Origin of the sequence: Ureibacillus sp. MALMAid1270 (assembly GCF_049202975.1) — a bacterium.
GTDB lineage: Bacteria > Bacillota > Bacilli > Bacillales_A > Planococcaceae > Ureibacillus.
On record NZ_JBMIRP010000097.1, the window covers coordinates 78,580 to 104,523 of the forward strand.

Annotated in this window: 31 protein-coding genes, 3 pseudogenes and 1 riboswitch; of the genes and pseudogenes, 29 read left to right on the forward strand and 5 right to left on the reverse strand. The window is 33.8% G+C overall.

Annotated elements, in window-relative coordinates:
- Positions 1-99: 99 nt before the first annotated feature.
- Positions 100-744 (forward strand): MBL fold metallo-hydrolase, encoded by a 645-nt coding sequence (locus ACOQFO_RS15755; protein WP_421690631.1) that lies wholly within the window; start codon positions 100-102, stop codon positions 742-744.
- Between the two features lie 92 nt (positions 745-836).
- On the opposite strand, the gene ACOQFO_RS15760 is transcribed toward ACOQFO_RS15755, so the two are convergent.
- Entirely contained in the window at positions 837-1,079 is a 243-nt protein-coding gene (locus ACOQFO_RS15760) for a DUF2626 family protein (protein WP_421690632.1), read from the reverse strand.
- Between the two features lie 116 nt (positions 1,080-1,195).
- Positions 1,196-1,894, reverse strand: coding sequence for a helix-turn-helix transcriptional regulator (locus ACOQFO_RS15765; protein ID WP_421690633.1), 699 nt, complete (start codon positions 1,892-1,894; stop codon positions 1,196-1,198).
- A gap of 289 nt (positions 1,895-2,183) precedes the next feature.
- On the opposite strand from ACOQFO_RS15765, the gene comGA reads away from it, so the two are divergent.
- The 10 genes from comGA (at position 2,184) to gcvPB (ending at position 10,950) form a co-directional block, all read left to right on the forward strand.
- Complete coding sequence (gene comGA, locus ACOQFO_RS15770; protein ID WP_421690634.1) at positions 2,184-3,203, forward strand: competence type IV pilus ATPase ComGA; 1,020 nt, start codon at positions 2,184-2,186, stop codon at positions 3,201-3,203.
- Positions 3,178-4,236, forward strand: coding sequence for a competence type IV pilus assembly protein ComGB (gene comGB / locus ACOQFO_RS15775; RefSeq protein ID WP_421690635.1), 1,059 nt, complete (start codon positions 3,178-3,180; stop codon positions 4,234-4,236). Before comGA ends, comGB begins: the two co-directional genes overlap by 26 nt.
- A gap of 17 nt (positions 4,237-4,253) precedes the next feature.
- Positions 4,254-4,595 (forward strand): competence type IV pilus major pilin ComGC, encoded by a 342-nt coding sequence (gene comGC, locus ACOQFO_RS15780; protein ID WP_421690636.1) that lies wholly within the window; start codon positions 4,254-4,256, stop codon positions 4,593-4,595.
- Positions 4,595-5,047, forward strand: a complete 453-nt coding sequence (comGD, locus tag ACOQFO_RS15785; RefSeq protein ID WP_421690637.1) for a competence type IV pilus minor pilin ComGD — start codon at positions 4,595-4,597, stop codon at positions 5,045-5,047. Before comGC ends, comGD begins: the two co-directional genes overlap by 1 nt.
- Positions 5,034-5,348, forward strand: coding sequence for a hypothetical protein (locus ACOQFO_RS15790; protein WP_421690638.1), 315 nt, complete (start codon positions 5,034-5,036; stop codon positions 5,346-5,348). Before comGD ends, ACOQFO_RS15790 begins: the two co-directional genes overlap by 14 nt.
- Positions 5,321-5,776 carry a competence type IV pilus minor pilin ComGF gene (gene comGF, locus ACOQFO_RS15795; RefSeq protein ID WP_421690639.1) on the forward strand — a complete coding sequence of 152 codons (456 nt, stop codon included), beginning with the start codon at positions 5,321-5,323 and terminating at the stop codon, positions 5,774-5,776. Before ACOQFO_RS15790 ends, comGF begins: the two co-directional genes overlap by 28 nt.
- 192 nt (positions 5,777-5,968) lie before the next feature.
- On the forward strand, positions 5,969-6,481 hold the full coding sequence (locus ACOQFO_RS15800; protein ID WP_421690640.1) for a shikimate kinase: 513 nt from the start codon (positions 5,969-5,971) through the stop codon (positions 6,479-6,481).
- Between the two features lie 130 nt (positions 6,482-6,611).
- Positions 6,612-6,784: riboswitch (glycine riboswitch) on the forward strand.
- 238 nt (positions 6,785-7,022) lie between these two features.
- Positions 7,023-8,126, forward strand: a complete 1,104-nt coding sequence (gene gcvT / locus ACOQFO_RS15805; RefSeq protein ID WP_421690641.1) for a glycine cleavage system aminomethyltransferase GcvT — start codon at positions 7,023-7,025, stop codon at positions 8,124-8,126.
- Positions 8,127-8,147: 21 nt separating this feature from the next.
- Complete coding sequence (gene gcvPA, locus ACOQFO_RS15810) at positions 8,148-9,494, forward strand: aminomethyl-transferring glycine dehydrogenase subunit GcvPA (RefSeq protein WP_421690642.1); 1,347 nt, start codon at positions 8,148-8,150, stop codon at positions 9,492-9,494.
- On the forward strand, positions 9,487-10,950 hold the full coding sequence (gcvPB, locus tag ACOQFO_RS15815) for an aminomethyl-transferring glycine dehydrogenase subunit GcvPB (protein ID WP_421690643.1): 1,464 nt from the start codon (positions 9,487-9,489) through the stop codon (positions 10,948-10,950). The genes gcvPA and gcvPB overlap by 8 nt, the downstream gene beginning before the upstream one ends.
- A gap of 375 nt (positions 10,951-11,325) precedes the next feature.
- Here the strand turns inward: gcvPB and ACOQFO_RS15820 are convergent, their stop codons facing one another.
- A complete protein-coding gene (locus ACOQFO_RS15820; protein ID WP_421690644.1) occupies positions 11,326-11,709 on the reverse strand; it encodes a rhodanese-like domain-containing protein in 384 nt (127 codons plus the stop codon).
- A 102-nt stretch (positions 11,710-11,811) separates the two neighbouring features.
- On the opposite strand from ACOQFO_RS15820, the gene ACOQFO_RS15825 reads away from it, so the two are divergent.
- From ACOQFO_RS15825 to ACOQFO_RS15850, 6 genes and pseudogenes are all read left to right on the forward strand, one after another.
- Positions 11,812-12,645, forward strand: coding sequence for a lipoate--protein ligase family protein (locus ACOQFO_RS15825; RefSeq protein ID WP_421690645.1), 834 nt, complete (start codon positions 11,812-11,814; stop codon positions 12,643-12,645).
- A 250-nt stretch (positions 12,646-12,895) separates the two neighbouring features.
- Positions 12,896-14,335, forward strand: a pseudogene (locus ACOQFO_RS15830) (vitamin B12-dependent ribonucleotide reductase); the annotation flags it as partial.
- A gap of 203 nt (positions 14,336-14,538) precedes the next feature.
- A complete protein-coding gene (locus ACOQFO_RS15835) occupies positions 14,539-14,721 on the forward strand; it encodes a hypothetical protein (RefSeq protein WP_421690646.1) in 183 nt (60 codons plus the stop codon).
- A 398-nt stretch (positions 14,722-15,119) separates the two neighbouring features.
- Positions 15,120-15,674, forward strand: a pseudogene (locus ACOQFO_RS15840) (ribonucleotide-diphosphate reductase subunit alpha); the annotation flags it as partial.
- A 222-nt stretch (positions 15,675-15,896) separates the two neighbouring features.
- Positions 15,897-16,730: an HNH endonuclease gene (locus tag ACOQFO_RS15845; RefSeq protein WP_421690647.1), complete on the forward strand. Its 834-nt coding sequence runs from the start codon at positions 15,897-15,899 to the stop codon at positions 16,728-16,730.
- A 64-nt stretch (positions 16,731-16,794) separates the two neighbouring features.
- Complete coding sequence (locus tag ACOQFO_RS15850) at positions 16,795-17,412, forward strand: response regulator SirA (RefSeq protein WP_421690648.1); 618 nt, start codon at positions 16,795-16,797, stop codon at positions 17,410-17,412.
- A gap of 69 nt (positions 17,413-17,481) precedes the next feature.
- On the opposite strand, the gene ACOQFO_RS15855 is transcribed toward ACOQFO_RS15850, so the two are convergent.
- Together ACOQFO_RS15855 and ACOQFO_RS15860 are read right to left on the reverse strand one after the other, a co-directional pair.
- A complete protein-coding gene (locus ACOQFO_RS15855) occupies positions 17,482-18,246 on the reverse strand; it encodes a TSUP family transporter (protein WP_421690649.1) in 765 nt (254 codons plus the stop codon).
- Positions 18,247-18,366: 120 nt separating this feature from the next.
- Complete coding sequence (locus ACOQFO_RS15860; protein ID WP_421690802.1) at positions 18,367-19,305, reverse strand: DUF1385 domain-containing protein; 939 nt, start codon at positions 19,303-19,305, stop codon at positions 18,367-18,369.
- Positions 19,306-19,436: 131 nt separating this feature from the next.
- On the opposite strand from ACOQFO_RS15860, the gene ACOQFO_RS15865 reads away from it, so the two are divergent.
- The 12 genes and pseudogenes from ACOQFO_RS15865 to ACOQFO_RS15920 all read left to right on the forward strand — a co-directional run bounded on the left by ACOQFO_RS15865 (position 19,437) and on the right by ACOQFO_RS15920 (position 25,789).
- Positions 19,437-19,895 (forward strand): hypothetical protein, encoded by a 459-nt coding sequence (locus ACOQFO_RS15865; RefSeq protein ID WP_421690650.1) that lies wholly within the window; start codon positions 19,437-19,439, stop codon positions 19,893-19,895.
- A gap of 173 nt (positions 19,896-20,068) precedes the next feature.
- The gene (gene aroQ, locus ACOQFO_RS15870; protein WP_421690651.1) at positions 20,069-20,515 is read left to right on the forward strand and encodes a type II 3-dehydroquinate dehydratase; all 447 of its coding nucleotides are present in this window, start codon (positions 20,069-20,071) and stop codon (positions 20,513-20,515) included.
- Positions 20,512-21,573, forward strand: coding sequence for a M24 family metallopeptidase (locus ACOQFO_RS15875; protein WP_421690652.1), 1,062 nt, complete (start codon positions 20,512-20,514; stop codon positions 21,571-21,573). Before aroQ ends, ACOQFO_RS15875 begins: the two co-directional genes overlap by 4 nt.
- 13 nt (positions 21,574-21,586) lie before the next feature.
- Positions 21,587-22,144 carry an elongation factor P gene (gene efp, locus ACOQFO_RS15880; protein ID WP_421690653.1) on the forward strand — a complete coding sequence of 186 codons (558 nt, stop codon included), beginning with the start codon at positions 21,587-21,589 and terminating at the stop codon, positions 22,142-22,144.
- A gap of 341 nt (positions 22,145-22,485) precedes the next feature.
- Positions 22,486-22,617: a hypothetical protein gene (locus ACOQFO_RS15885; protein ID WP_421690654.1), complete on the forward strand. Its 132-nt coding sequence runs from the start codon at positions 22,486-22,488 to the stop codon at positions 22,615-22,617.
- A 3-nt stretch (positions 22,618-22,620) separates the two neighbouring features.
- A pseudogene (locus ACOQFO_RS15890) lies at positions 22,621-22,731 on the forward strand (DoxX family membrane protein); the annotation flags it as partial.
- A 6-nt stretch (positions 22,732-22,737) separates the two neighbouring features.
- Positions 22,738-22,911 carry a hypothetical protein gene (locus ACOQFO_RS15895; RefSeq protein ID WP_421690655.1) on the forward strand — a complete coding sequence of 58 codons (174 nt, stop codon included), beginning with the start codon at positions 22,738-22,740 and terminating at the stop codon, positions 22,909-22,911.
- 215 nt (positions 22,912-23,126) lie between these two features.
- Positions 23,127-23,333, forward strand: a complete 207-nt coding sequence (locus tag ACOQFO_RS15900) for a stage III sporulation protein AC (protein WP_421690656.1) — start codon at positions 23,127-23,129, stop codon at positions 23,331-23,333.
- A gap of 202 nt (positions 23,334-23,535) precedes the next feature.
- Complete coding sequence (locus ACOQFO_RS15905) at positions 23,536-23,718, forward strand: hypothetical protein (RefSeq protein ID WP_421690657.1); 183 nt, start codon at positions 23,536-23,538, stop codon at positions 23,716-23,718.
- A 12-nt stretch (positions 23,719-23,730) separates the two neighbouring features.
- The gene (locus tag ACOQFO_RS15910) at positions 23,731-24,642 is read left to right on the forward strand and encodes a stage III sporulation protein AE (protein ID WP_421690658.1); all 912 of its coding nucleotides are present in this window, start codon (positions 23,731-23,733) and stop codon (positions 24,640-24,642) included.
- 206 nt (positions 24,643-24,848) lie between these two features.
- Positions 24,849-25,253 (forward strand): hypothetical protein, encoded by a 405-nt coding sequence (locus ACOQFO_RS15915; protein WP_421690659.1) that lies wholly within the window; start codon positions 24,849-24,851, stop codon positions 25,251-25,253.
- A complete protein-coding gene (locus ACOQFO_RS15920) occupies positions 25,250-25,789 on the forward strand; it encodes a SpoIIIAH-like family protein (RefSeq protein ID WP_421690660.1) in 540 nt (179 codons plus the stop codon). The genes ACOQFO_RS15915 and ACOQFO_RS15920 overlap by 4 nt, the downstream gene beginning before the upstream one ends.
- Positions 25,790-25,944: the final 155 nt, after the last annotated feature.

The following is a 25,944-nucleotide window of genomic DNA, read 5'->3' on the forward strand; positions in this document are numbered from 1 at the left end:
GCAACTGTATAGTTTTGTCGAGAACAAATAGTGACGTTTGTTTGAACAGTTGCTGTTATTTTCTTTATAGAACAGTATACTAATGTAGAGGTGATATAGTTGTTAAATGTAAAAATATACTCATTAGGACCTGTACAAACGAATTGTTACATCGTAAGTAATAAAGAAAAAGAATGTATCATATTTGACCCTGGAGAAGAAGCAGGGAAAATATTAAAGGAAATACGTCGCTATCAGTATAAACCTTTAGGAATCTTTTTAACCCATACACATTTTGATCATATAGGTGCAGTTGATTCGATTAGAGAGGAATATAATTTACCATTATATGTTCATGAGAAAGAGGTCAGTTGGTTATCAGATCCAATGAAAAACGGCTCTGGTAAATACGCTGAACTCCCAAACTATATTGTTAAATTACCCGAAGAAGCGCATATTATTCGTAAAGAGCAAGAAATCACAATTGGTGGATTTACATTTAAGGCAGTTTTTACTCCTGGACACTCACCAGGAAGTATTTCATTCATTTTTGAAAATGATGGATTTGCGATTGTAGGCGATACATTATTTGAACGTAGTATTGGAAGAACGGATTTAATTGGTGGATCACATGAAGTGTTATTAAAATCCATTCACGAAAAACTATTAACACTACCAGAAGATACGATTATTTACCCGGGACATGGTACTTATACTACACCAGAAGCTGAAATGGAGTGGAATCCTTTTTTAAATGGATTCTAATAACTTTTTCAACGAAGTTGTAAATGGATAAAATAGAGAAAAGGGGCAGTCTTGAAAATCTACTTTTCAAGACTGCCCCTTATGGTTTGAGATTAGTGGCCTCCACCAGGCATATGGATAAATGTTGTATAGTACGTAAATCCAGCCCAGAAGACTGTTAAGTAAGCGCCAAAAATATACATGTACATTCTTTCAGAAAGGTTTAAGAAGCCTAATAATAAGAATAATCCTGTATTACCAATGAATAATAGCGAAACCTCGTTCATACCTCCGAGATAGAAGAAAACGGCAAATATACCTGTAAACCAAGCCATAACTTTATACATGTTAGCCATGAAGAATCCCCTCCTTTTGCCATGCGACACAAATATCTCACGTTTTATTATAAATGATTTAGAACAATAATGTAAACTCATACTTTAGATAGTTTGTGACAATCAAGTGGAATTTATTAATATTTATCCGAAACTTTCATATTTATTTTATATTTACACTCGTCACAACTATGGATCATGCTACTAATTTGAATCATTTCATTTTTATGAAAGAGTACATCTATTTGTCCTTGTAAATATGATTCATGACAAGCACAAATAATTTGAGCGTTTTCCGGTAATTGTTCTTTAAATGGGCAATTATAAATGGTGAAAGTTATTTGTTTTTGACCATCTTTTTCTATTATAGATGGAACATACCCAATTTGAGAAGAGATGATTGTTAAAAGCTCTATTTTTTCTTCGTAGGTCATATTATGTTTTTTATCTATTAATGAACTCATCTCATTATATCCATCATCATAACTAATGGATTTTAAACTTTCTATTGCAGAGTTTCCGGCAATTGAAATATATTGCAAAGCCCAATTTAATAATCTTTCATAATCTCTCTTTGGAAAACTAATGATTAATCCACGTTCAGAAGCTCTGTATATTCTACCAGGGCGTCCACCTTTTCCTGATTTTATATATTCCGCTTGCACAATTCCTATCTCTGACAATTTAGTTAAATGGAGACGAGCAACATTTGGGTGTATATTAAATTGTTCCGCAATTTCTTGAACTGTATACGATTGTTTGTGTTGTAAAACATATTGGTAAATTTGATAGCGTGTTTCATCCGCTAAAGTACTCATTACTTTTAAATTTTGCATAGGATCACTCCATTTCGTATACTACACTTCCACATTTATTTTATCTTTTCCAATTGTTAATTGGTAGGGTTTTATATAATAAAATTCAATACTAGAAAAATATTGAAATTTAGAATTTGATATCATAAATAGCGATTTTCATTACTTTTTAGTCCAAAATTGTAATTTGATATGTATTTTGCTACCCAAAAAAATATGTTGGAAAAAACTATTTTCCTTATTGAAAAATCATTTTATAATATGGCTAAATATTTGCGGTCAAAAATTAAATATAGAAGAGGTGTGTTAATTGAATGTCGAATTAGTCGTAGAAAATAGGAGTGAACAACTTTTATTGAAAGCTTTGATGTTCGGTGCCTCCGATATTCACATTGTACCGACAAGTAGCAACTATTCAATCCATTTTCGGAAGTATGGAAAGTTATTTAATGCTGGTGATCTATCGGAAGATTTAGGAAGTCGAATGATTTCGTATTTTAAGTTTTTATCTTCCTTAGACATTAGTGAAAAGAGAAAACCTCAAAGTGGTTCATTTCAAAAAAATCTCCAGGATAAGTTATTTTCTTTTCGTGTATCAACACTGCCTTCTGTTTTCCAGAAAGAAAGTGTTGTTATTAGACTAATGATACAAAATGCTACTCATTCAATCTCTTCACTTTGCTATTATCAAAAATCTGCCGATAAATTGATCAATCTTATTTCAAATAGACAAGGACTATTATTATTTTGCGGGGCTACGGGATCGGGAAAAACTACCTCAATGTATTCACTAATCAATTACAGTAGTGATACATTATCTCGACACGTCATTTCCCTAGAGGATCCAGTAGAAAGAAGTCATGAAAACTTACTTCAAATTCAAGTAAATGAACGAGCTGGAGTAACATACGCAGCAGGTTTAAAGGCAATTTTGAGACATAGTCCTGATGTAATAATGATTGGTGAAATTCGAGATCATGAAACTGCAAAAATAGCAATTGAGGCAGCACTTACAGGGCACTTAGTGTTATCCACAATCCATGCAAAGGATTCTGTTAATTGCATATATCGTTTAATGGATTTAGGAATAACATTAGAGGAGATTCGACAATCTTTAGTAGGGGTTGTAGCGCAATGTTTAGTTCAAGATGAAAAAATGGATAATCGAAAAGCGTTGTATGAAATATTAAGTGATAGTTTTCTCTATGAAGCAATATTAGCAACAATGCGCGGAGAACAATATCATCTACCAAAATCGGAGACCCTTTTATATCAAATGCAAGCTATTGAGGTGAAAAAACAAATTGCTCCAAAGAGTATTGGATTATAGACAACAATTATTACGTAAGAAAGACAAAATAAAACAAGTGCCTTCATTTCTAAATAGAATGAGTACTTTATTAGATGAGGGATATACACTTCCTGATTCGATTCTTATGCTACTCCCTTATCATGTGGAGGATTATGATTATTGGTATAGTTTAATACAAGATAAATTACGCAATGGAGAAAGTGTAATTGAAATTTTTAAAAATTTTTCAATTCCAGATCATTATTTAATTTCAATCGAAATTGCTGAAGTAAATGGTGATTTGGCTAAAACATTAAAAATGATTGCTCAACAAATTGATTTTCAAGAAAAATTGAGAAAGAAGTTAACGAAATTACTTATTTATCCACTTTTTTTATTAGTATTTCTAGTTTTTATATTTGTAGGATTTCGAACGTATTTCTTGCCGAATATTGAACAAATCTTAAATTCGAGAAATGACAAGGGTTCGACAATAGGTGTTTCGAATATCATTTTATATTTCCCCGAAATAATGAGCATCACTGTCATTTTCATCACGATACTAATATTCCTCTTTTTAACTTTAATTAGAAAACAACCCATTCAACAACAAATGAAATTATTCACGACGATTCCTATCATAAATTACTTTTTTAAATTGCATATTACGAAACAGTTTTCAAGATTAATTGGAAGTTTGTTAATTGGGGGTTTTTCTTTACAGCAAACCTTTGAAATATTAAAAGGTCAAAAGTTAAATCATTATATTAAATTTTTAGCTTCCGAAATTGAATTAAAGGTTATTTATGGGGATTCCTTATCAAATTCAGTGCTTCTTTCAGGATACTTTTTCCCCAAGTTCAACGAATTCATAAAACATGGTGAAAAAAGTGGCTATTTAGGTAGGGAAATGATGATCTATAGCGATTTGTTAGATGAAAAACTACAAACTCATATAAAAACTGGTATTTCGTTCGTTCAACCATTATTTTTTATCATCATCGCGCTATCTATTATTGCAGCGTATTTAAGTATTTTAATGCCAATGTATAACATTATCGAAATTATATAAAAAGGAGAGATATTATAATGTTGAAAAATCAAAAAGGTTTTACTTTAGTTGAAATGTTAATTGTTTTACTAGTAATTTCAGTATTAATCGTACTCGCAATTCCTAATATAGGGAAGCACTTTGCAACGGTAGATGATAAAGGGTGCGAAGCTTATGAGACGTTAGTAAAAGCTCAGGTTGAAGCCTACAAATTAGAATTTAACAAATATCCTACTACTGTTACTGAGCTAGAAACAGCCGGTTATCTTAAAGAAAATGGTACTAAATGCTCTTTTGGAGAAAAGATTGTAATTAATAATGATAAGGTAGAATTAGTGAGTGAAGAGGAAGGAACGAGTGGTGACGGTAGTAATCCATAATGAGTAAGTCTAAATACTTGAAAAATCAAAAAGGATTTACCTTTATAGAAATGTTACTTGTATTAACGATTTTTACGTTAATCTCCACGATAGTTAGCCAATTGACAATCAAAACCTTTGAAAGACAGGCGATTGATCAATTTTTGGTACAAGTCTCACTGGATATTCAAAGAATGCAAACACTTTCTATGAGGGAAGGAACTCATACAACGATTACTTTTTTAGATAAATGGTACAAAGGCCATATTCACAATGACTTAACGAATTATGTATTTGAAAAAGAATACCCCAGTGGAATAACACTTGAAAGTGGAAGTAATTTGAAAAAAATTAAATTCTATAATAACGGTGAAATTTCCGATTTTGGAAAGGTGATATTTAAAACACCTTTTGGTAAGCGCGAAGTGATAGTCAATATAGAAAAGGGGAGGTTAAGATTTGTTGAACAATAGAGGTGTTTCCTTTGTTGAAACTTTACTTATAGTTGGGATTATCTTCACTTTGACCGGTTCGTTAATCCCCCTTATGGCAAAATTAAATGAATCTTTATTTGTTAGGAAATTGGATTTACATGTATCTCAAGTTGCCTATAATGCAGCTAAACAGATAGCACATTTAGGAAATTCTTCAGGTTCAGAAATTATTGACCTTATTCATTACCAATGGATATATGATGGACAAAAACTTTGTGTAAATTATGTCTTAACAGATGAGGAAGAAATGAAATGTTTCAGTCAAGAAGGCGTCCTATAAAAAACGGATATACATTGCTAGAAGCACTCTATCATCTGGTAGTATTTATTTTATTTTCACAATTAATTGTCCTTATTTTGGTTTGGATTCAAAAACAAAACAATACCTATTTAACAGATATACATACAACTTGGGAACTTTTTGTTACTGATTTTCAACAGTATTTAGAGCAAATTGAAGAAATAAAAGTAACAGGAAATGAAGATAAAATTGAAATTACCTATCTAGGCGACAGAGATAGTATACAAATTAGTCAATTAAGTGATGTTATTAGAAAACAAGTTCGAAATGTTGGAAACGTTCCTTTGTTAATAGGTATTCAAAGATTGAAATTTGAATTTCAAGAACCTGAGCTAAAGGTAATGGTTAAATACCCAAACGGAATCGTAAAGGAGAGATCATTCTTTGTTCAAATACATGAAGAATGAGAATGGTAGTGGATTTCTAATTGCAATTTTTTTATTGTTCGTTTGCCTTACGTTTATCGCATACTATGTACAATCATTTCAATCGCAAATAAATATTTATAATTCATTGGAATTCGTCAATGTTCGTGCTACGATAAACTTACTAGCAGAAATAAATAGCAAATAAGTCTCATGCAGTAAAGTAGGTGGAACATGCGGAAAATATATTTAGTTGGTTTTATGGGATCAGGGAAATCAGTAATAGGACGAAGATTGAGCTATTTCCTAAGACTCCCGTATTACGATATGGATCGTGAAATTGTAAGACAACAAGGAATGTCCATACCCGAAATATTTGAGAAGTATGGAGAAGAATATTTTAGAAAATTAGAAACTGATTTTTTGCTTAATTTTCGAGATGAAGCCTGTATTATTTCAACAGGTGGAGGCGTTGCCGTTAATGAAGAAAATCGTAAAATAATGCGAAGAACTGGTTTAGTATTCTTTCTAGATGCGAATTTTGAAGATATTTATAAGAGAGTAAAAAACGATAAAAATCGACCAATCGTACAAAAATCGACTAAAAATGAATTAGAGCAATTGTATTTTAGTAGAAAAAAATATTATCACCTAGCAGGGCATATAAGAGTGTTAACAGAGAATAGAAGTATTCGTCAAATCGTTGAGTATATTGCCTTCCAAGTTAATCGGTTAAAAGGCGAATAATGTCGTACTTAAGAATTATATTGTTCGCTTTTTGTCTAATTTTAAAAAAAGATTGGCTTTTTCTCCGGTTGAATGTTAGGATATAGACTGTAAATAATGTTTTGTACATTGAATTTTGAATAGTGTGCGGATGAATGTACGTGGAGAGAACGTGAACATAATGTTATTCCTTTGAATGTGGTAACGCTGATTAGAATTTTTTCAATCATCTGACATTCTAACCAAGGAATCATGAGATTAGCGTCGCCGAAGGAGCAAGTAGTGATCTATGAATCTCTCAGGCAAAAAGACTCGTACAGGACGCGTCTCTGGAGAGTGCTGTTATTTCTTCTATAATGGATAACTTAAATACATTGTAATGTAAATACAGCCACCAAAGAGGAAAGCTTAGTTTCACAAAAAGTCTAACTAGGTGTAACTTTCAGGTGCAAGGACAGAGGATTCCTCGATTTTTGAGGGATTCGTCTGTCCTTTTTTTATGAATCTCTCAAAGTTGTCTACTAAACATTCAATGTAATGATTATCTAAAGGGGGATTTACTGTGGAAACCAATTTAAAACGAACACCATTATTCGAAGAGTATGCAAAATCTGGTGGAAAAACAATTGATTTTGGCGGTTGGGAATTACCAGTTCAGTTTTCTTCTATTAAAGAAGAACATGATGCTGTTCGTAATCGTGCAGGTTTGTTTGATGTTTCACATATGGGAGAGATTTTTGTCGAAGGCAATGATGCCCTTAATTACTTACAAAAATTATTGTCGAATGATATTTCTAAAATTCAAATCGGCGGTGCACAATATAATGCTATGTGCTATGAGAACGGCGGAGTAGTGGACGATTTAATCGTTTATTTCCTTGAAGAAAATCGCTATCTACTATGTGTTAATGCAGCTAATATTGAAAAAGATTACGACTGGATGATTAGTAACGCAGAAGGTGACGTAACAATTACAAATAAGTCATCTGAGTATGCTCAAATTGCACTTCAAGGACCATTATCTGAAGAAGTACTTCAAACTTTAACAGAAACTGATCTTTCTGAGATTAAATCTTTCAAATTTAAAGATAATGTTGATGTTGCAGGTAACAATGTACTAGTTTCTCGCAGTGGTTACACAGGGGAAGATGGTTTTGAATTATATGGTATACCTGAAGCGATTGTAGATTTATGGTCAAAAATTTTAGAAGCTGGTAAAGACAAAGGAGTAATTCCTGCTGGTCTAGGTGCTCGTGATACATTACGCTTTGAAGCTGGTTTACCACTTTACGGTCAAGAATTATCGAAAGATATTTCACCATTAGAAGCTGGTATCGGATTTGCTGTAAAGTTACAAAAAGAAAGTGACTTTATTGGTAAAAAAGCTTTAATAGCACAAAAAGAAGCTGGATTACCACGGAAACTTGTTGGTGTTGAGATGATCGATAAAGGTATTCCTCGCCACGGATATAAGGTTTTCAAAGATGGAGTTGAAATCGGTGAGATTACAACTGGTACTCAATTACCATCTACAAAACGAAATGTCGGTTTAGCATTAATCGATTCAAAATTTACTGAGCTAGGGCTTGAAGTAGAAATTGAAATTCGAAATAAACGAGTATTAGCAAAAACGGTAGCAACACCTTTTTATAAACGCGCTAAATAAAAGGAAAGAGGGTATTAATACATGGTACATCGCTATCTTCCGATGACGGAAAATGATAAAAAAGAAATGCTTGAAACTATAGGAATTCAAAGCATCGATGAGTTATTTGCAGATATCCCTGAAAAAGTTCGCTTTAAAGGATTACTAAACATTCCTGAGGCGAAATCAGAGTCAGCATTACTAAAAGAATTGAAACAACTTGCTTCAAAAAATAGTGATACAGAAACGAATGTATCATTCTTAGGAGCTGGTGTATACAATCACTATAAACCTGTTATCGTTGATCATGTTATTTCAAGATCTGAATTTTATACTGCTTATACACCATATCAACCTGAGATTTCACAAGGTGAGTTACAAGCTATTTTTGAATTCCAAACTATGATTGCTGAATTAACTGGTATGGATTTAGCGAACTCTTCAATGTATGATGGGGGAACTTCATTAGCTGAAGCCGGTATGTTAGCTGCTGCTCATACTAAACGTAAAAAGCTTTTAGTCTCTGAAGCTGTTCACCCTGAATACCGTGATGTAGTTGCTACTTATGCAAAAGGACAATCAATTGAAATCGTCATAATTCCAACAAAAGATGGGGTTACTGATGTAGAAGCATTAAAAGAATTGCTAGATAGCGATACTGCTGCAGTAATGGTTCAATATCCAAACTTCTTTGGTCAAGTTGAAGATATTAAAACAATTGGCGAACTTGCTCATGACGCAAAAGGCTTATTTGTTGTATCTTCAAATCCACTAGCTTTAGGGATTTTAACACCTCCAGGAAAACTAGGCGCAGATATTACTGTAGGAGATGCACAACCATTTGGTATCCCTGAAAGTTTTGGTGGACCATATTGTGGTTATTTTGCTACAACAAAACAATTAATGCGTAAAGTACCTGGTCGTTTAGTTGGTGAAACAGTTGACCATGACGGTCGCCGTGGTTTCGTTTTAACATTACAAGCTCGTGAGCAACATATTCGTCGTGAAAAAGCGACTTCTAATATTTGTTCAAACCAAGCATTACTTGCACTTGCTGCTTCAGTTGCTATGACAGCACTAGGTAAAAAAGGTGTTCAAGAAATGGCTAAGCAAAATATCGTGAAAACTCGTTTTGCGAAAAATGCTTTTGAAGCTGCTGGTTTCGAGGTTCCATTCCAAGGTGCACATTTCAACGAAATCGTTGTGAAAACAAACAAACCTGTAAGTGAAATCAATAAAGCATTATTGACAAAAGGAATTATTGGTGGATTCGACTTAGGAAGAGTTTACCCTGAACTAGAAAACCATGTATTAATCGCAGTTACTGAATTACGTACTAGAGAAGAAATTGAAAGCTTAGTTGCAGAAATGGGGGCTTACAATGCATAACGACAATCAATCTCTTATTTTTGAATTAACAAAAGAAGGTCGAGTAGGCTACAGTTTACCTGAATTAGACGTAGAAGATATTGATCTGTCAGACCTTTTACCTGAAGGAAATATCCGTACAGAAGAGGCAGAACTACCAGAGGTTGCTGAACTTGATATTATGCGTCATTATACAGCGCTATCTCGTCGTAACCATGGTGTAGACTCAGGATTCTATCCACTTGGTTCTTGTACGATGAAATATAATCCGAAAATTAACGAAAATGTTGCTCGTATTTCAGGCTTTGCTAATATTCATCCATTACAAGATGAGTCAACAGTTCAAGGTGCTATGGAATTACTTTATAATTTACAAACATCACTTGTTGAAATTACAGGTATGGACGAAGTGACTTTACAACCAGCTGCTGGTGCTCATGGTGAATGGACTGCACTTATGATGATTCGTGCATACCATGAAGCAAATGGAGAAAGTCATCGTAATAAAGTAATCGTACCTGACTCTGCGCACGGAACAAATCCTGCTTCTGCTGCTGTAGCTGGTTTTGAAACAATTACAGTAAAATCAAATGAAGATGGATTAGTAGATCTAGAAGATTTACGACGTGTTGTCGGGGAAGATACAGCAGCCCTAATGCTTACAAACCCTAATACATTAGGATTATTTGAAGAAAATATTCTTGAGATGGCAGACATTATTCATAGTGTTGGTGGTAAAGTTTACTATGATGGTGCTAACTTAAATGCCGTTATGTCAAAAGCTCGTCCTGGAGATATGGGATTTGACTGCGTTCATTTAAACTTACACAAAACATTTACTGGCCCTCACGGTGGTGGTGGTCCTGGTTCAGGTCCTGTTGGGGTAAAAGCGGATTTAATCCCATTCTTACCAAAACCAGTACTAGTGAAAAAAGAAGATGGAACATTCCACTTCGATTACAATCGTCCACAATCTATTGGTCGCGTAAAACCGTATTACGGTAACTTTGGTATTAATGTTCGTGCATACACTTACATTCGTACTATGGGACCAGAAGGGTTAAAAGATGTAACTGAATATGCAGTATTAAATGCAAACTACATGATGCGTCGCTTAGAACCTTATTTCGATCTTCCATACAACCGTCATTGTAAACATGAATTTGTATTATCAGGTCGTCGTCAAAAGAAACTTGGTGTACGTACATTAGATATTGCTAAACGTTTATTAGACTTTGGATATCATCCACCAACAATCTACTTCCCATTAAATGTTGAGGAAGGTATGATGATTGAACCAACAGAAACAGAATCAAAAGAAACGTTAGATGCATTCTGTGACGCAATGATTCAAATTGCTAAAGAGACTGAAGAAAATCCTTCAATCGTTCAAGAAGCACCTCATACAACTGTTATTAGTCGTCTTGATGAAACTCGTGCTGCAAGAACACCGGTATTACGTTACCAAAAAGCGTAGAATTCACATATTCTGTCGTAAGTTTTAATGCGGGGGTGGTATTGAAAGGTTTTCCTTTCAATATCCACCCCATTATTTTTTATCAGAATATTATTATCTCGTGTTGCCAAAAATGAGAATGTAGGACTAAAAAAAAGAAACTTTTGGTTTTGAAATATAAAAAAATATTGAGTTTCTACTATTATATAGTAAGAAGTGTTTATTATCAGAAGTGTTAAAAATTTTTCAAGGATAATTAGTTGGATTGAGAGTTTTCTGATATTTTGATCTATATCTTAGAGGAAATGGATGTAGGTGAATTTATATTATTAAATTCGCAATAAAAAGACTTGTATTAATCAAATTATTAACACAAGTCATTTAGTGGTTGCACTATTAAGCTTTAGTTTTAACTTTACCAGTCCAAGTTTTAAATCCACCTTGTAATTGGTAAATTTGCTTGTATCCTTTTTTCTTAAGGAAAAGTGCAGCACGTGCGCTTCGTCCAGTATTTTGACAGTATAAATAAACTGGTAAATCAGGACGAATCTCTTTGTAGCGTTGACGTAGTTGTGTAGAAGGAATGTTTCTAGCACCTAGAATGTGACCAGAATCAAATTCCTTTGCTTCACGAACGTCAATTAGTTGGGCTTTTCGATACCCTTGGATAAATTGTTCTTGCGTTAAGTTTGTTACGGCTTTTTTTAAGCGTAATGAATTTACTACTACATACACAATGATGATAGCTAGTATAATCGCAATGGTATAAAGTACTGGCACTAAATATTTCTCCTTTCTATCTACATATTCCATTATAAAAGAGAAAGTAGCTATAGTCCAATACGTTTGATAAAATAGATTACATTGTGAGGAGATGAAAACATGAAAGCAACTTGGTATTTTATAAATTCTGGTCCTTGTAGTCCATCTTATAATATGGCGTTAGATGAAGCGCTATTAGACTTCCATAGTGAGGGGAAAATTCCACCTGTTATTCGATTCTATGAGTGGAATCCAGCAACATTATCAATTGGCTATTTTCAACGTGCTGAAAGAGATATAGACCTAAATGCGGTAAAAGAACAAGGTCTAGGGTTTGTTCGACGTCCTACTGGAGGACGAGCTGTTTTACATGATAGTGAGCTTACTTACAGTATTATTGTATCCGAAGAGTATCCTAATATACCTGTAACTGTCACAGAAGCATATCGAGTTCTAAGCGAAGGATTATTATTAGGGTTTCAAAATTTAGGTTTAAACGCCTATTTTAGTATACCGGATTCTGAGGAAAAACTATCAGATCTAAAAAAACCAAAAAGTGCTGTTTGTTTTGATGCACCAAGTTGGTATGAATTAGTTGTTGAAGGTAAAAAAGTAGCGGGAAGTGCCCAAACTCGTCAAAAAGGTGTCATTTTACAGCATGGTGCGATACTACTCGACTTAGACGAAGAAAAGTTACTTTCAGTATTTAAATTTCAGTCTTCTGAAGCGAAAGAAAAAATGCGATTAACGCTACCTGAAAAGGCTGTAGCTATTAATCGTTTAACGGATCGACGAATTACTATTCCTCAATGTATAGAAGCCTTTAAAAAGGGATTTGAAGACTCTTTAGAGATCGAACTAGTCCCTTATGAACTAACAGAAGAACAAAAGAACTATGTAAAACACTTAGAAGAAAATAAATATAAAACTGATGAGTGGAATTTTAGAAAATAAATAGAAAAAATCTATAATACTTTTTGGTTACAAAAATTTTTTATTTGTTCCAATCCTTGTGTTTTATTGGTTTCTATAAATTTTTAAAAAATCAAGCCCTTGCATCGAAAAATTTTATACGGTAATCTTTTCTAAGATAAAAAATAGTCTACATCTAGTATTGAATTTTGTGTTAATAACACAATATATTGTGTTGATAAGTTTGTTGATAGTATACTAGATGTAGATTTTAGAAAAGGGAGGCTGCCAGATGGTAATGGTAGATGCAAAGGACGCAACCATCCTCGTAGAACAATTGAACAAAGACATCGAGAAATTTCCTCAAGTTCATCCTATTACACCTGATATGCATATTACACATAAAGGTGTATCGAGACTGGTAATGATTGACCGTTATTCATTTAAGGATACGGAAAAGAAAACACTGAAAATTGGTGATTTTGTTGTTTTAACAATAAAAGAAGATCCAAAGTTTCCAGCTCGAGGATTAGGATTTATTCGTTCCATTGACTTTATCAATAAAAAAGCTGAAATTTTAATCGAAGAAGAATATCGCCATGTTCTAGATAACCCAAAAGAACAAGAAACAGGCATCATTACACGCGCTTTAGACGTGATTGAAAAACCGCTAGAAGTGTATTATGAACAAATTGCAAAACGTAATGCAACTGGTTTAGCAGCAGTTGAAAAAAACGAGGAGGACCGCGAGAAGTGGTTTAACAAGTTTTATGAACAACTTGTATCACTTAAGTTTGTTCCTGCAGGACGTGTCTTATATGGTGCGGGCTCTCAAACAGATGTAACATTCTTTAACTGTTACGTAATGCCATTTGTACCTGACAGCCGTGAAGGGATTAGTGATCACCGTAAGCAAGTAATGGAGATTATGAGCCGCGGTGGTGGTGTTGGTACAAACGGTTCAACATTACGACCTCGTAATACGTTAGCGCGCGGTGTGAATGGTAAATCTAGTGGATCTGTCTCATGGCTTGATGATATTGCAAAATTGACACATCTTGTTGAGCAAGGTGGGTCACGACGTGGCGCCCAAATGATCATGCTAGCAGATTGGCACCCGGATATTGTGGAATTTATTATTTCCAAAATGCAGAATCCACGTATTTTACGTTTCCTAATAGAAAATACGAATGATGAGTTAATTTCTCGTCTAGCACAAGAAAAATTAAAATTCAAACCTTTTACAGCACAAGAAGAGGCAATGTACCAAGGTATTGTAAATTATAAAAACTTCCCTGGTCTGGGTGGTTTCAATGAAGCAATCATTAAAGAAGCGGAACAAAAACTTCGTGACGGTGGAACATATAGCGTTCATAATCCTGAATTCTTAACTGGTGCGAACATTTCAGTTACATTAACAAAAGAATTTATGGCTGCTATTGAAAACGATGAAGAGTATGAACTTCGTTTCCCAGATGTAGCAAACTACACTCCTGAAGAGATGGCTGTTTATAATGAGAAATGGCATAAAGTAGGGGATGTAAGAGAGTGGGAAAAACTAGGTTACCGTGTTCGCACTTATCGTAAGATTCGTGCACGTGAACTATGGAATTTAATCAACGTATGTGCAACTTATGCTGCAGAACCTGGTATTTTCTTCATCGACAACGCAAACGACATGACAAACGCAAAAGCGTATGGTCAAAGTGTTGTAGCGACAAACCCGTGTGGTGGACTTCGCCTCACGTTAAAAATTGCGGGATAAAGCGGGAAGGCTGAGATTGCTAATCCGAACCGAAGGCTAGAGGTAACGCTTTAGTCAGGGGCAACGCATACCTGGTGATCCTACTAATATAAGTAGACTATAATCCGGGCACGAGACCGCAACATTACACACATTAATCAATTAAAGGATCGTACTTAGAGGTGATAAAATTGAATAGAGGCTATGCTGGTTTTTATAAAGAACATTATTTAAGAAGTTCTTATGAATATGCATATGCTAAATATTTAGATTATCATTCAATTCCTTGGAGTTATGAGGACAAAGTATTTGATTTAGGTTATAAATTGTATAAACCTGACTTTTTCTTTATGATCAAAATGGAAAAATTATAAAAATAGTGGAGATTAAATCTAGAGATAAAAAAGCAAAAGATAATGCACTAAAAGCTTAAAATTGCAACTGATGTATATGTTCAAAAAAGAAAAACAGTGCATCAAAACATAAGGGATTATATTATTAGTTGGTCGAAAGAGAATAAACATATTGTCTTATCGACACCTCTAAATAAAATCAAACCAACATTACAACCACTATTGCAAAATATTCAGGAACTGTTTGATATAAAAGATATAAGAGTAATATCTAAAGCAGTTTTTGGAGAAGATCGTGGAAGAAAAGAATTGATTAAGTTCATGAAAAAAGTGTGTAATGAAAATGTATGCTGAACTTACAGGAAGAAATGGAACTGTAAGAACTAGAGGATAAAAAGCCTTTAGGATAACAAATATTGGAACAACCACTTGCTCCGTATTCAGTCTGCAACTTAGCAGCTGTTAACTTAGCACAATTTGCAATTAAAGATCAAAAAACAGTTGATTATGAAGCGTTAAAAGAAACAGTACGTACTGGTGTGCGTATGCAAGATAACGTTATCGAAGCAACACCATACTTCTTAGAAGAAAACCGTATTCAAGCTTTAGGTGAACGTCGTGTTGGACTTGGAGTTATGGGTCTAGCTGACTTACTAATCTACTGTGAAAAAGTATATGGTTCAGAAGAAGGTAACGAACTAGTAGATAAAATCTTCGAAACGATTGCTGTAACAGCATATGAAACTTCAATCGAACTTGGTAAAGAGCGTGGAAGCTTCCCATTCTTACAAGGTGAAACAAAAGAAGAAACAAATCGTTTAAGACAAGCATTTATTAATACAGGTTATATGAGCAAAATGCCTGAACATGTACGTCAAGGCGTACTACAGAATGGCATTCGTAACTCTCACCTTTTAACCGTTGCACCTACGGGTAAACACGTTGCCCCCTACATTTGCAAAAATGTAGCGTAAACTTGGCTATATGCGGGAAACTCTGGCGTATCTTTTACTACCTAGCTTTGCCAGCTTTTAGAAAGGTAAAAAGGTAAAAGTGTTGGTATTTAACCTACCAGACAATCCGCAGGGAAGTCGTGGCTGACCCCTCAACGACTACATGCCGAGCAACCATATTCATTTGAAGAACATTTGTTCTTGTTTTATAATATAATTAAAACAAGATAAGGATGGTTCCAAATGAAAAAGAATTGTCTTAATTGTGGAAAGGAAATTTATGTAAAACCCAGTCATTTCGAAAGAAAAAAGTATTGTTCTCGAAAATGTAAAGGCGAGTATCAATCTAAGAACCCTATAGCATTTGAACATTTGAAAACGCAGAAGATTGTTCATTGTGATTACTGTGGTAATGAACTTTTAAGAAAACCTTCAGTATTAAAGAAAACAAAGAATGTTTTTTGTAATCAAGGTTGTAAATCAAAATACCAAAGTAAGTATAAAGATGAATTATTCGCTTCACTACGAAAGGAAAAAATAACAATTGAATGCATTGAATGTAGCAAATCATTTGAAGTAATTCCTTCTAGGTTATCAAGTGTAAAGTATTGTTCAAAAGAATGTTTAGGGAAAGCTAATGGGCGAAGAGCAAAGGAACTTTTGCAAAATAGAGTTATGGTCCTTTGCAGTAATTGTCCAACAATAATCTTTAAAAAGCCATCAGAATTATCTGACCATAATTTTTGTTCCATTGAATGTATGAGTGATTTTTATGTTAAAACAAGTATGTTCGCCGGTGAAAATAGTGGTACTTGGCGAGGTGGCGATATAGATTATTATGGGCCAAATTGGAGAGAACAGAGACGTAAGGCAAGAAAAAGAGATAATTATACATGCCAGGACTGTGGTATTACTGAAGAAGAGTATGGAAGGCAACTTTCTGTACATCATATAATTCCTTTTAGACAATTTAACGGAGATTGGAAGAAGGCTAATAGGCTATCCAATTTAATTTCATTATGTGAATATCCATGTCACAGAAAAAGACATTCAAAAATGGTTGATGATATAGTCTGACCCATATGGCGACATATGGAGCGGGTACTAATAATCCCGCCCTCTAAAAAAGAGAGTAACAATTGTGAGCACAGGTACGATGGTTGGAGTCTCAACTGGATTAGAGCCATACTTCTCGTTCGTATATTACCGTTCAGGTCGTTTAGGTAAATTTATCGAAGTAAAAGCAGAAATTGTACAAGAGTATTTAGGTCGTCATCCAGAAGCAGATGAAAACAAATTACCAAACTGGTTCATCTCCTCAATGGAATTAACACCAGAAGCCCATGCGGATGTTCAGTGTGTAATTCAACGCTGGGTTGACTCGTCTATTTCGAAAACAGTTAATGCACCAAAAGGCTACACAGTTGAACAAGTACAAAAAGTATATGAACGCTTGTACAAAGGCGGAGCAAAAGGTGGTACGGTTTATGTAGATGGAAGCCGTGACACACAAGTTCTTACATTAAAAGCAGAATCATCTCATGAAGAACAACTTTCATTTGATGAACTTAAAGAAGAAGATAAAGGAAAACAACCAGTCGTATTAGTGGATACAATCGCTCCACTTCAAACGACAAACGTTACAATTGGATCTGAAGTAGGTAATACTTGTCCAGTATGCCGTCAAGGTACAGTCGAAGAGTTAGGTGGCTGTAACACTTGTACGAGCTGTGGTGCCCAATTAAAATGTGGTTTATAATATAAAAAAATGTCGCAAAAGTGAATTAGCACTTTCGCGACATTTTTTTATGATTATGTAATTGATGGATTAACCAATAAAATAATCGTAAGAATTCTTCAAAATCAATATGATGGTCATGACAATAAATAGGATCCTTACAAAAGTTGTCCCTTTTTTCAAAGCAAATTTCGTCCCAATAAACGCACCTAGAATCATCGATAAGCCCATTATTAACCCATAGAGGAATACAACTTCACCAAGAATTAAAAACATGATGAGGGCAGCAATATTACTTGTAAAATTTAATAGCTTTGCATTGCCTGCAGCTTGTAAAAAATCAAATCCCATCACCAAAAATACAAAAATTATAAAAGATCCTGTACCTGGGCCAAAAAAACCATCATAAAACCCTAACAATAACAAACTTCCAACAAATAATATGCCATTCTTCAATGTGAATGGTTTACGATCTTCTGTACTACCCCAATTCTTCTTTATAACGGTGTAAAATAACACGACTATTAACATGACAATAATTAATGGTGTTAATATACTTGAATCAATTAAATGAACTGTAAAAGCACCTAACATCGAAAAGATAAAAACAAAAGGTATAATAGGCCCCATTAATTTTAAATCAACTTTTCCAGCTTTAAAGAAGGTTAATGTGCTTGTTAAATTACCCATAGTGGCTGCTAATTTATTTGTTGCGATAGCTGCAGAAGGTGGTAATCCTACTGATAACAATGCAGGTAATGTAATTAACCCTCCACCCCCAACAGTAGCGTTAATAAATGCCCCAACAAATCCGAAAAAAATAAGAATAATACAAGTAAATACATCTATTTCCATATGAATATCCCCTAAAAGTGTAATATCGAAATCTTATCGAAATTGTCGGAATATGTAAATAAAATATTTTTAAAAATATAAAAAAGAGAGTTTGTTGTATACCAAACTCTCTCATTGATATTAATCGTGATGTAATTCTTTTGCGATCTCTGGGTTTTTTTCAACTTCATGTAGTTTGTTGAAAGAAGCAATCGAAACCTCAACCATTTCATCTTTCGGTTCTTTAGTAGTTAGTAATTGTAACCATAAACCAGGATAACCTAAATATTTTAGTACAGGAATTTCTCTAAGTGCATTCGTTGCTTGTAAAACTTCAAAGGAAATTCCAATTACAACTGGAATTAATAATACTCGAATAACTACACGTAACCAAAGTGGGTCTGTTGGAAATAGGAAATATAAAAACATACCGACAATCACCGTAAATAGGATAAAGCTTGACCCACAACGATAATGAAGTCGAGATTGTTTTTGTACATTCTCTACAGTAAGTTCTAAGCCATTTTCATAACAATTAATCACTTTATGTTCAGCACCATGATATTGAAAAACACGTTTAATAATCGGCATCATTGAAATAAAGTACAAATAAACAAATAGTAAAATTAATTTAAAGAATGTTTCAAGTAGAATTTGACCTGTTTTATCTGGAATCCATGTTTTAAATAATTCAGCGATAAAAACAGGGACTAAAGTAAATACAAATTTACCGAATAAGAAAGAAAGCACTCCGACTACTGCAACACCTAAAATCATTTGCAGTTTAGACATTTCTTTTCCGTTTTCTACTTCTTCACCTGGAGTCACATCATAGCGATCTCCAGAAAATTGCATATGTCGTGCACCGAGTGCAGCTGATTCAATTAATGCTATATTTCCTCTAACAAAGGGGATTTTCTTTAATTTTTGAAATAAAGGTTTTTTCTCTTTCTTAGCATAAAAATATTCAATTGAATCATCGTTACGGCGGATTGCTGCAACGGTATGATCTTTTCCACCGAACATAACACCTTCTAAAAGTGCTTGTCCTCCATATACAGGTGTTTTATTACTCAATATGAACACCACTCTCTACTAGAATCTAAAAATAGCAACTATTATATTGTACTAAATTTTCATTAAAAGCACTATGCCTAAGCATATGAAATTACAGTTTTGGAAAAACTAAAAGAAAAAAATGAGGTGTTTCTATGTTTAAAACAGGATTATACACAAGTTTAGCAGCAGCAATATTTCTTACTATATCCTTAAGTGCATTATCTTTCTTCAAATTTATCCTATGGAATCCATTAGATTATACGAAGCGATTTCATATCCTCCAAGATAGCCATGGATTCTTTCAATGGCTGTTCTTAGGATTAGTGCTTTTCATTATTATTTTTGTTTTTTATTTGGTTATGCAATACGTACCTTTAGTACCTGCATTCGTATCTTCGTTACTAATTGGAGGAATAATTGCGTTAATCATAGAATGGTTTATTTTTGAATTGCCTGCTGAATTAGAATCTTTTACGAAATTGTCAATTCCATTTATCATAACAGTCATTGTTACAGCTCGATTTGTATTTGAAACAGCAAGCTTCCATCACCAAGCGAATGAAAATGAAAAACAAAATGAGTTGCCGTATGAAGACACTATGATAAAATAAAGTGAAACTTCCATTAGTGGGGTCATGCCCCTCTAATGGTTAGCTAATCCAATCGGTGTATTATTACTTATAAACTTCCACTAATCTTCGTTGTTCATTTTGATATTTCTGTGAGTTTATGATTTTACTCCGAGAAAATGTAGTGAATTCTGGCTTTTATTGGGGGAAATGAGATGAAGATCTTAGTTTTAAATGGTCCTAATTTAAATCGATTAGGTAAAAGAGAGCCTGAAATTTATGGTCGTGAAACGTTAGAGGATATTAAAGAGAGATTAGTAAACCTAGCGAATGATTTTAATGCGACAATAGATTTTAGACAATCAAATCATGAAGGTGTTCTCATTGACTGGATTCATGAAGCTGAAGATACTGGGGTAGATGGGATTGTTTTTAACCCAGGTGCTTATACACACACAAGTATTGGGCTTCGTGATGCCATTGCAGGAGTTCAGGTGCCAGTCATAGAAATACATATTTCTAATATACATAAGCGAGAATCATTCCGGCATACATCTCTTTTAGCACCAGAATGTGTGGGGCAAATAAGTGGACTTGGAACAGTTGGATACGATTTAGCTTTAAGAAAATTTCTAGGGAGTAATAAGGGGGATTTAAAATGACAAAATTAGCGAAGTTACGACAAGCTCTAGTTGAGCAAAATGTAGATGCAATATTAGTAACAAGTGAATATAATCGTCGTTATATTACAGGCTTTACTGGTACTGCGGGAGTTGCAATTGTATCACAAAATGATGCTGTATTTATTACCGATTTCCGCTACACAGAGCAAGCTAAAAAACAAATTCAAGATTTTCGTATTGTAAAACATGAAAAGTTAATAGTTGATGAAATCTCAACTCAAGTTGAACAAATGGGTATAAAAACATTAGGTTTTGAAAAAGATACAGTAACTTTTGCAGCTTACGAAGATTACAAAACGAAAATTAAAGCTGATTTAGTACCTCTTTCTGGGGTAATTGAAAAAATTCGCTTGATTAAGACAAATGAAGAGATTAATATTATTAAGGTTGCATGTGAAATTGCAGATCAAGCATTTACACATATACTCAATTTTATCAAGCCAGGGATTACCGAGCTTGAGGTATCGAATGAATTAGATTTCTACATGAGAAAATTAGGTGCAACTTCAACATCTTTTGATACGATTGTTGCAAGTGGATTGCGTAGTGCATTACCACATGGTGTAGCAACGGATAAGGTGATAGAGAAAGGTGATTTTGTTACACTTGATTTTGGTGCATACTATAATGGATATGTGTCTGATATAACTCGAACAATTGCAGTTGGAACTCCTTCACAGCAATTAGTTGATATGTATGATGCGGTGTTAGAAGCACAACTATTAGCGTTAGAAAAAGTAGGGCCTAACATGACTGGTATTGAAGCAGATGCCATTGCCCGAGACTTCTTAAAATCAAAAGGTTTAGGGGAAGCGTTTGGACATTCAACAGGGCATGGAATTGGACTTGAGATCCATGAAGGTCCTGGACTTTCATTCCGCTCTGACACTATTTTACAACCAAATATGGTAGTTACAATTGAACCTGGTGTGTACTTACCTGGTATTGGTGGCGTTCGTATTGAAGACGATATACTAATTACTGAAACAGGTAATGAAGTACTAACTCATTCGAAAAAAGAACTAATCATTTTATAATGGAGGAATATTCATGATTTCAGTTAACGATTTCCGTACTGGACTAACAATTATCGTAGATGGAAACCTTTACCGTGTATTAGATTTCCAACACGTAAAACCAGGGAAAGGTGCTGCTTTCGTTCGTTCTAAATTACGTAACTTACGTAACGGAAACGTTCAAGAAAAAACATTCCGTGCTGGTGAAAAAGTAGAAAAAGCAATGGTTGAAAACCGTAAAATGCAATACTTATATGCGCAAGGTGATTCACACGTATTTATGGATATGGAATCATACGAGCAAACTGAACTTGCTGCTAGCCAAATTCAAGATGAATTAAAATATCTTCTTGAAAACATGGAAGTTTATATTCAAACTTACCAAGGCGAAATGTTAGGTATTGAATTACCAAACACTGTTGTATTAGAAGTTACTGCAACAGAACCAGGTATCAAAGGTGATACTGCTACAGGTGGTTCAAAACCAGCAACTTTACAAACTGGATTAGTAGTTAACGTACCATTCTTCGTAAACGAAGGCGATAAATTAATTATTAATACTACAGATGGTTCATATGTATCTCGTGCATAATTAATTTGATAAAAAAACCAGAAGATAATCTTCTGGTTTTTTGTATTTAAAACACCATTTTTAATCGAATAACGAAAATTGCTAGTAATTTATAATCTGTGTCAATAAATAAAATAGAAGGACAAAAGTCACACTTTCATGAATATGACACAAATATTTTGCTAAATTTTGAGCTGTACCACTAATCCATTTCTTTCTGTTATATAACAAAGTAATCTGTATCTATGTTACAAACCTAAAACAACAAGGAGAGATTCATCATGATTAACAAATGGTTAAGAAATAATAAAATTGCTGCAGCTGTTATAATGCTGCTACGAATATAATTAGGATATAGCATTATGATCGTGGGTTGGGGAAAAATTACTGGTGGTCAATTTGACGCGAGTGGCTTCTTGAACAATGCAGTACAAAATCCTGTAAAGGGTCCAGATGGTACAAGTGTATTTAGATTATACAATTCATTCTTATAAAATATAGCATTACCAAATGTCGAGATTTTTAATGTATTAGTACCATGGGGAGAATTTTTAGTTGGACTAGGGTTAATCTTAGGATGTTTTACAACTGTTGCTGCCTTCTTTGGTGTTATTATGAACTTCTCGTTCCTAATGGCAGGTGCAATATCTCATAATCCAACAGACATATTAATCGGCTTACTTATAATATTTGCTGGTGCAAATGCAGGGAAATTTGGTTTAGACTACTTTGTACTTCCTTACTTAAGAAAAAAATGTTTATCCAAGAGTGTAAAAAAAGAAAGTTGAAACAAGTACAGCTCAATACTGAATATAAAAAATGACTCAAAATTACTTTAAATTTGAGTCATTTTTTATTTGGACAAATCCATATAATTGTTTTTGATGAGAGTTTGGAGATCATTAAATTAGATTATTTACGGAAGTTTGTCCACTTTTTCCTTAATAGATGGTCTATTTAATGATACAAGCTCATATATTGCGTTACACAAGGAGGCGTCGATATGGAATTACATGACGTTTTGCGAGTAGCAGGGGTAGGGTTAATCATAGCTTTACTTCATGTCTTATTAGAGCAATTCGGCAAAAAGGAATTTTCATTTTTCTTATATTTTATAGCTTATCTGTATATAACTGCAGAACTTATTAGATTCTTACGGCTATTCTTTGGAGATATTTTAACATTCTTCCAATGGCTGAACTTAACTTAGGTAACATATGATATTTATCTTTTACGCCGTAATTTTACTTTTAGTCTTAATACTTATTAAAGATGCATATAGCAAACTACACACAATAATAGCCATAGTTTTTTTCTTCGTACTATTACATTTCCTTTTGTCAATGCTTGTAATTCCATTTTTAGAGAAACTCCTGTCTTATGTACATTCGGTACCATATGTTGCTCAACTTGTGTATTCAGCATTGTTTTACCAGGTTGGATCATTAATCAGCACAATCTTTGAAGAACTAGAATATGACTCAATCGGCGAATTAGTCATGATTGCTGTAAGAATTGTTTTGCTAACTTATTGGCTAACCGAATTTGCAACAGTTTTATCAAAGTTTTCCTCAATTTTAGAAAAGCTTCAATAAGGGGCTTGAACAATGAATGAAATACTAAATATTTTCTTAGATCCACTGAAAATTGCTGGTCAGTCTATTCTCTTAATCATCACGTATACAGTTATTTTCTTAAGCATTGAAGCCTATGTTCCAAAATTTAAAAAATGGGCTGACACATTATTTATCGTCGTACTCGTTTTAACTTTGGGACAAACAGTCATGGATGCATTTTCATTGATGACTCAACTAGCCGGAATATTTGCTAATTTCTTCCTAGCATTATATCCAATCATCATGTCATTACTTGTTATTCTTAATTCAGTTTTTTCATTTATCGCATGGAGTCCAATTATATTTTTTATCTTTGAACTTTTAATTTTACTATGCGAAAGAATACTAATTCCTGCGGTATCAATTGCGTTAATCTTGGATTTTTGTACAAGATTTATAGGGGAAATGTCATTTGGAAAAGCCTCTGATTTAATTAGAGGATCTGTGATGACGATTATTACAGCAACTGTTCTAGCAATTGTCACTGTTCTTTCTTTTACAGGGGTTGCATTTTTTACAATTGATAAAGCGATTGCAGATCCTGTGAAAAAAGTGATAGAGCAAACGATTCCGATTGTCGGGTCTCTTATTGTACAAGGGTTTTCTATCTTTAATAAATATCAATCGACCGCAACAACTGTAGCAGGATTAAGTGCTATGACAGCATTTTGGGTAGCTGCTTTCTACCCTGCTGGTAAACTACTAATTCATGCCATGACATTTAAGATTTTAGCTGCCATCATTGAACCTTTTTCAAGTAGTACAGTGAGTGGATTGGTAGATGACGTAGGGAAGTCCTTATTAGTTTTATGTGCAGTTGCCTTCCTACTTGGAATTGCATTTGTATTCATATGGCTTATTTTAATGGTGATGACTCAACTAGGGGTGGGTAAAACGTTTTGATAAAACTAGTTGTAATTATCATAGTTGGCAAATGTTTACTACTTTTAGCGGATGAGCGTGAGTTGGTCGTTTATATTAAGCTAGCAACTTTAATAATTTTTTTAACAACATTGTTAGATTTCCTTAATCTATAAAGCATAGACGAGCACCAGACATCATACAATGTGTTGAAACGTTACAGAAAGGAGGCCGCAAAGGGACGTGAAGTGGAAAAGAAATGGACAAAGACTAATTTAATACTGATTCCAATAGCCTTAGTTGCGTTCATTGCGTACATTTCTTTAACGTTTAATGATCCAAACAGTGAGCAAAATGATCCATCCTCGCTTGAGGGGAAACTTGAGCAAACTTTAATGCAAATTAGAGGCGTTGGACAAGTCAAGGTGTATTTACATTACGATGACATACCTCCTGATGCAAATAATTTACTAAATGATTATTTTTCAACTGGTAAATCTGAAAAAGCAGTATCAGGTATGCTCATTGTATCGGAAGGGGCTTCGGACCCATCCATTAAAAGCCAATTATTGGAAACTATTAGTCGAGTAATGCAATTGCCTACTCACAGAATCATGATTGTACCTATGGAGAGAAAAGGAGATGTAGAATGAAAGTAAAAAGACGTACAGTATGGCTACTAACTTTATTTAGTTTAGCAGCTGTGATTTCAGTTTATTATCTATTTGAAGGGAACCGTGATGTGAATCTATCAACAGTATTCACTGACGATCCACTTGAAGAGACAACTTTAACTGGTTTAGATAAAGTAACGAATACATCCACTTCAACTGAGAGCTATTTATTCGATGAATTAAGAATTGAAGCAAGCAATGAGCGTAGTCAATTACGTACTCAATTAACAAATAAAATTGCTTCAAATGACATTACAACAGAAGAGAAGAACGCAGCGTTCAATGAATTAAATAAATTAATTAAACAAGAATCATCAGAAGCAATGTTAGAAATGTTAATCAAATCCCTTGGATATTCTGACGCATTCGTACTAGTAGAAGATGATCGTGTACAAGTTACGGTATTATCAGATGAATTAACTACAAAACAAGCAGATGAAATTATTTATACAGTAAGAAACAAAGTAGAAGGTATTAGTGATGTTAGTGTAGGGGCTCAATCAAGCTATTATTGATTGAACACTTGACATAAATTCGATTTTATATATATTAATACGATAAAAACAGTGCTTAATTGTCCATGGCAAATGCACTGTTTTTTACGTTATTTATCTAAAATAGAAAATATCTGTTTCAAAATGTTGTGAAAAACTATAAAATGATAGTTGTA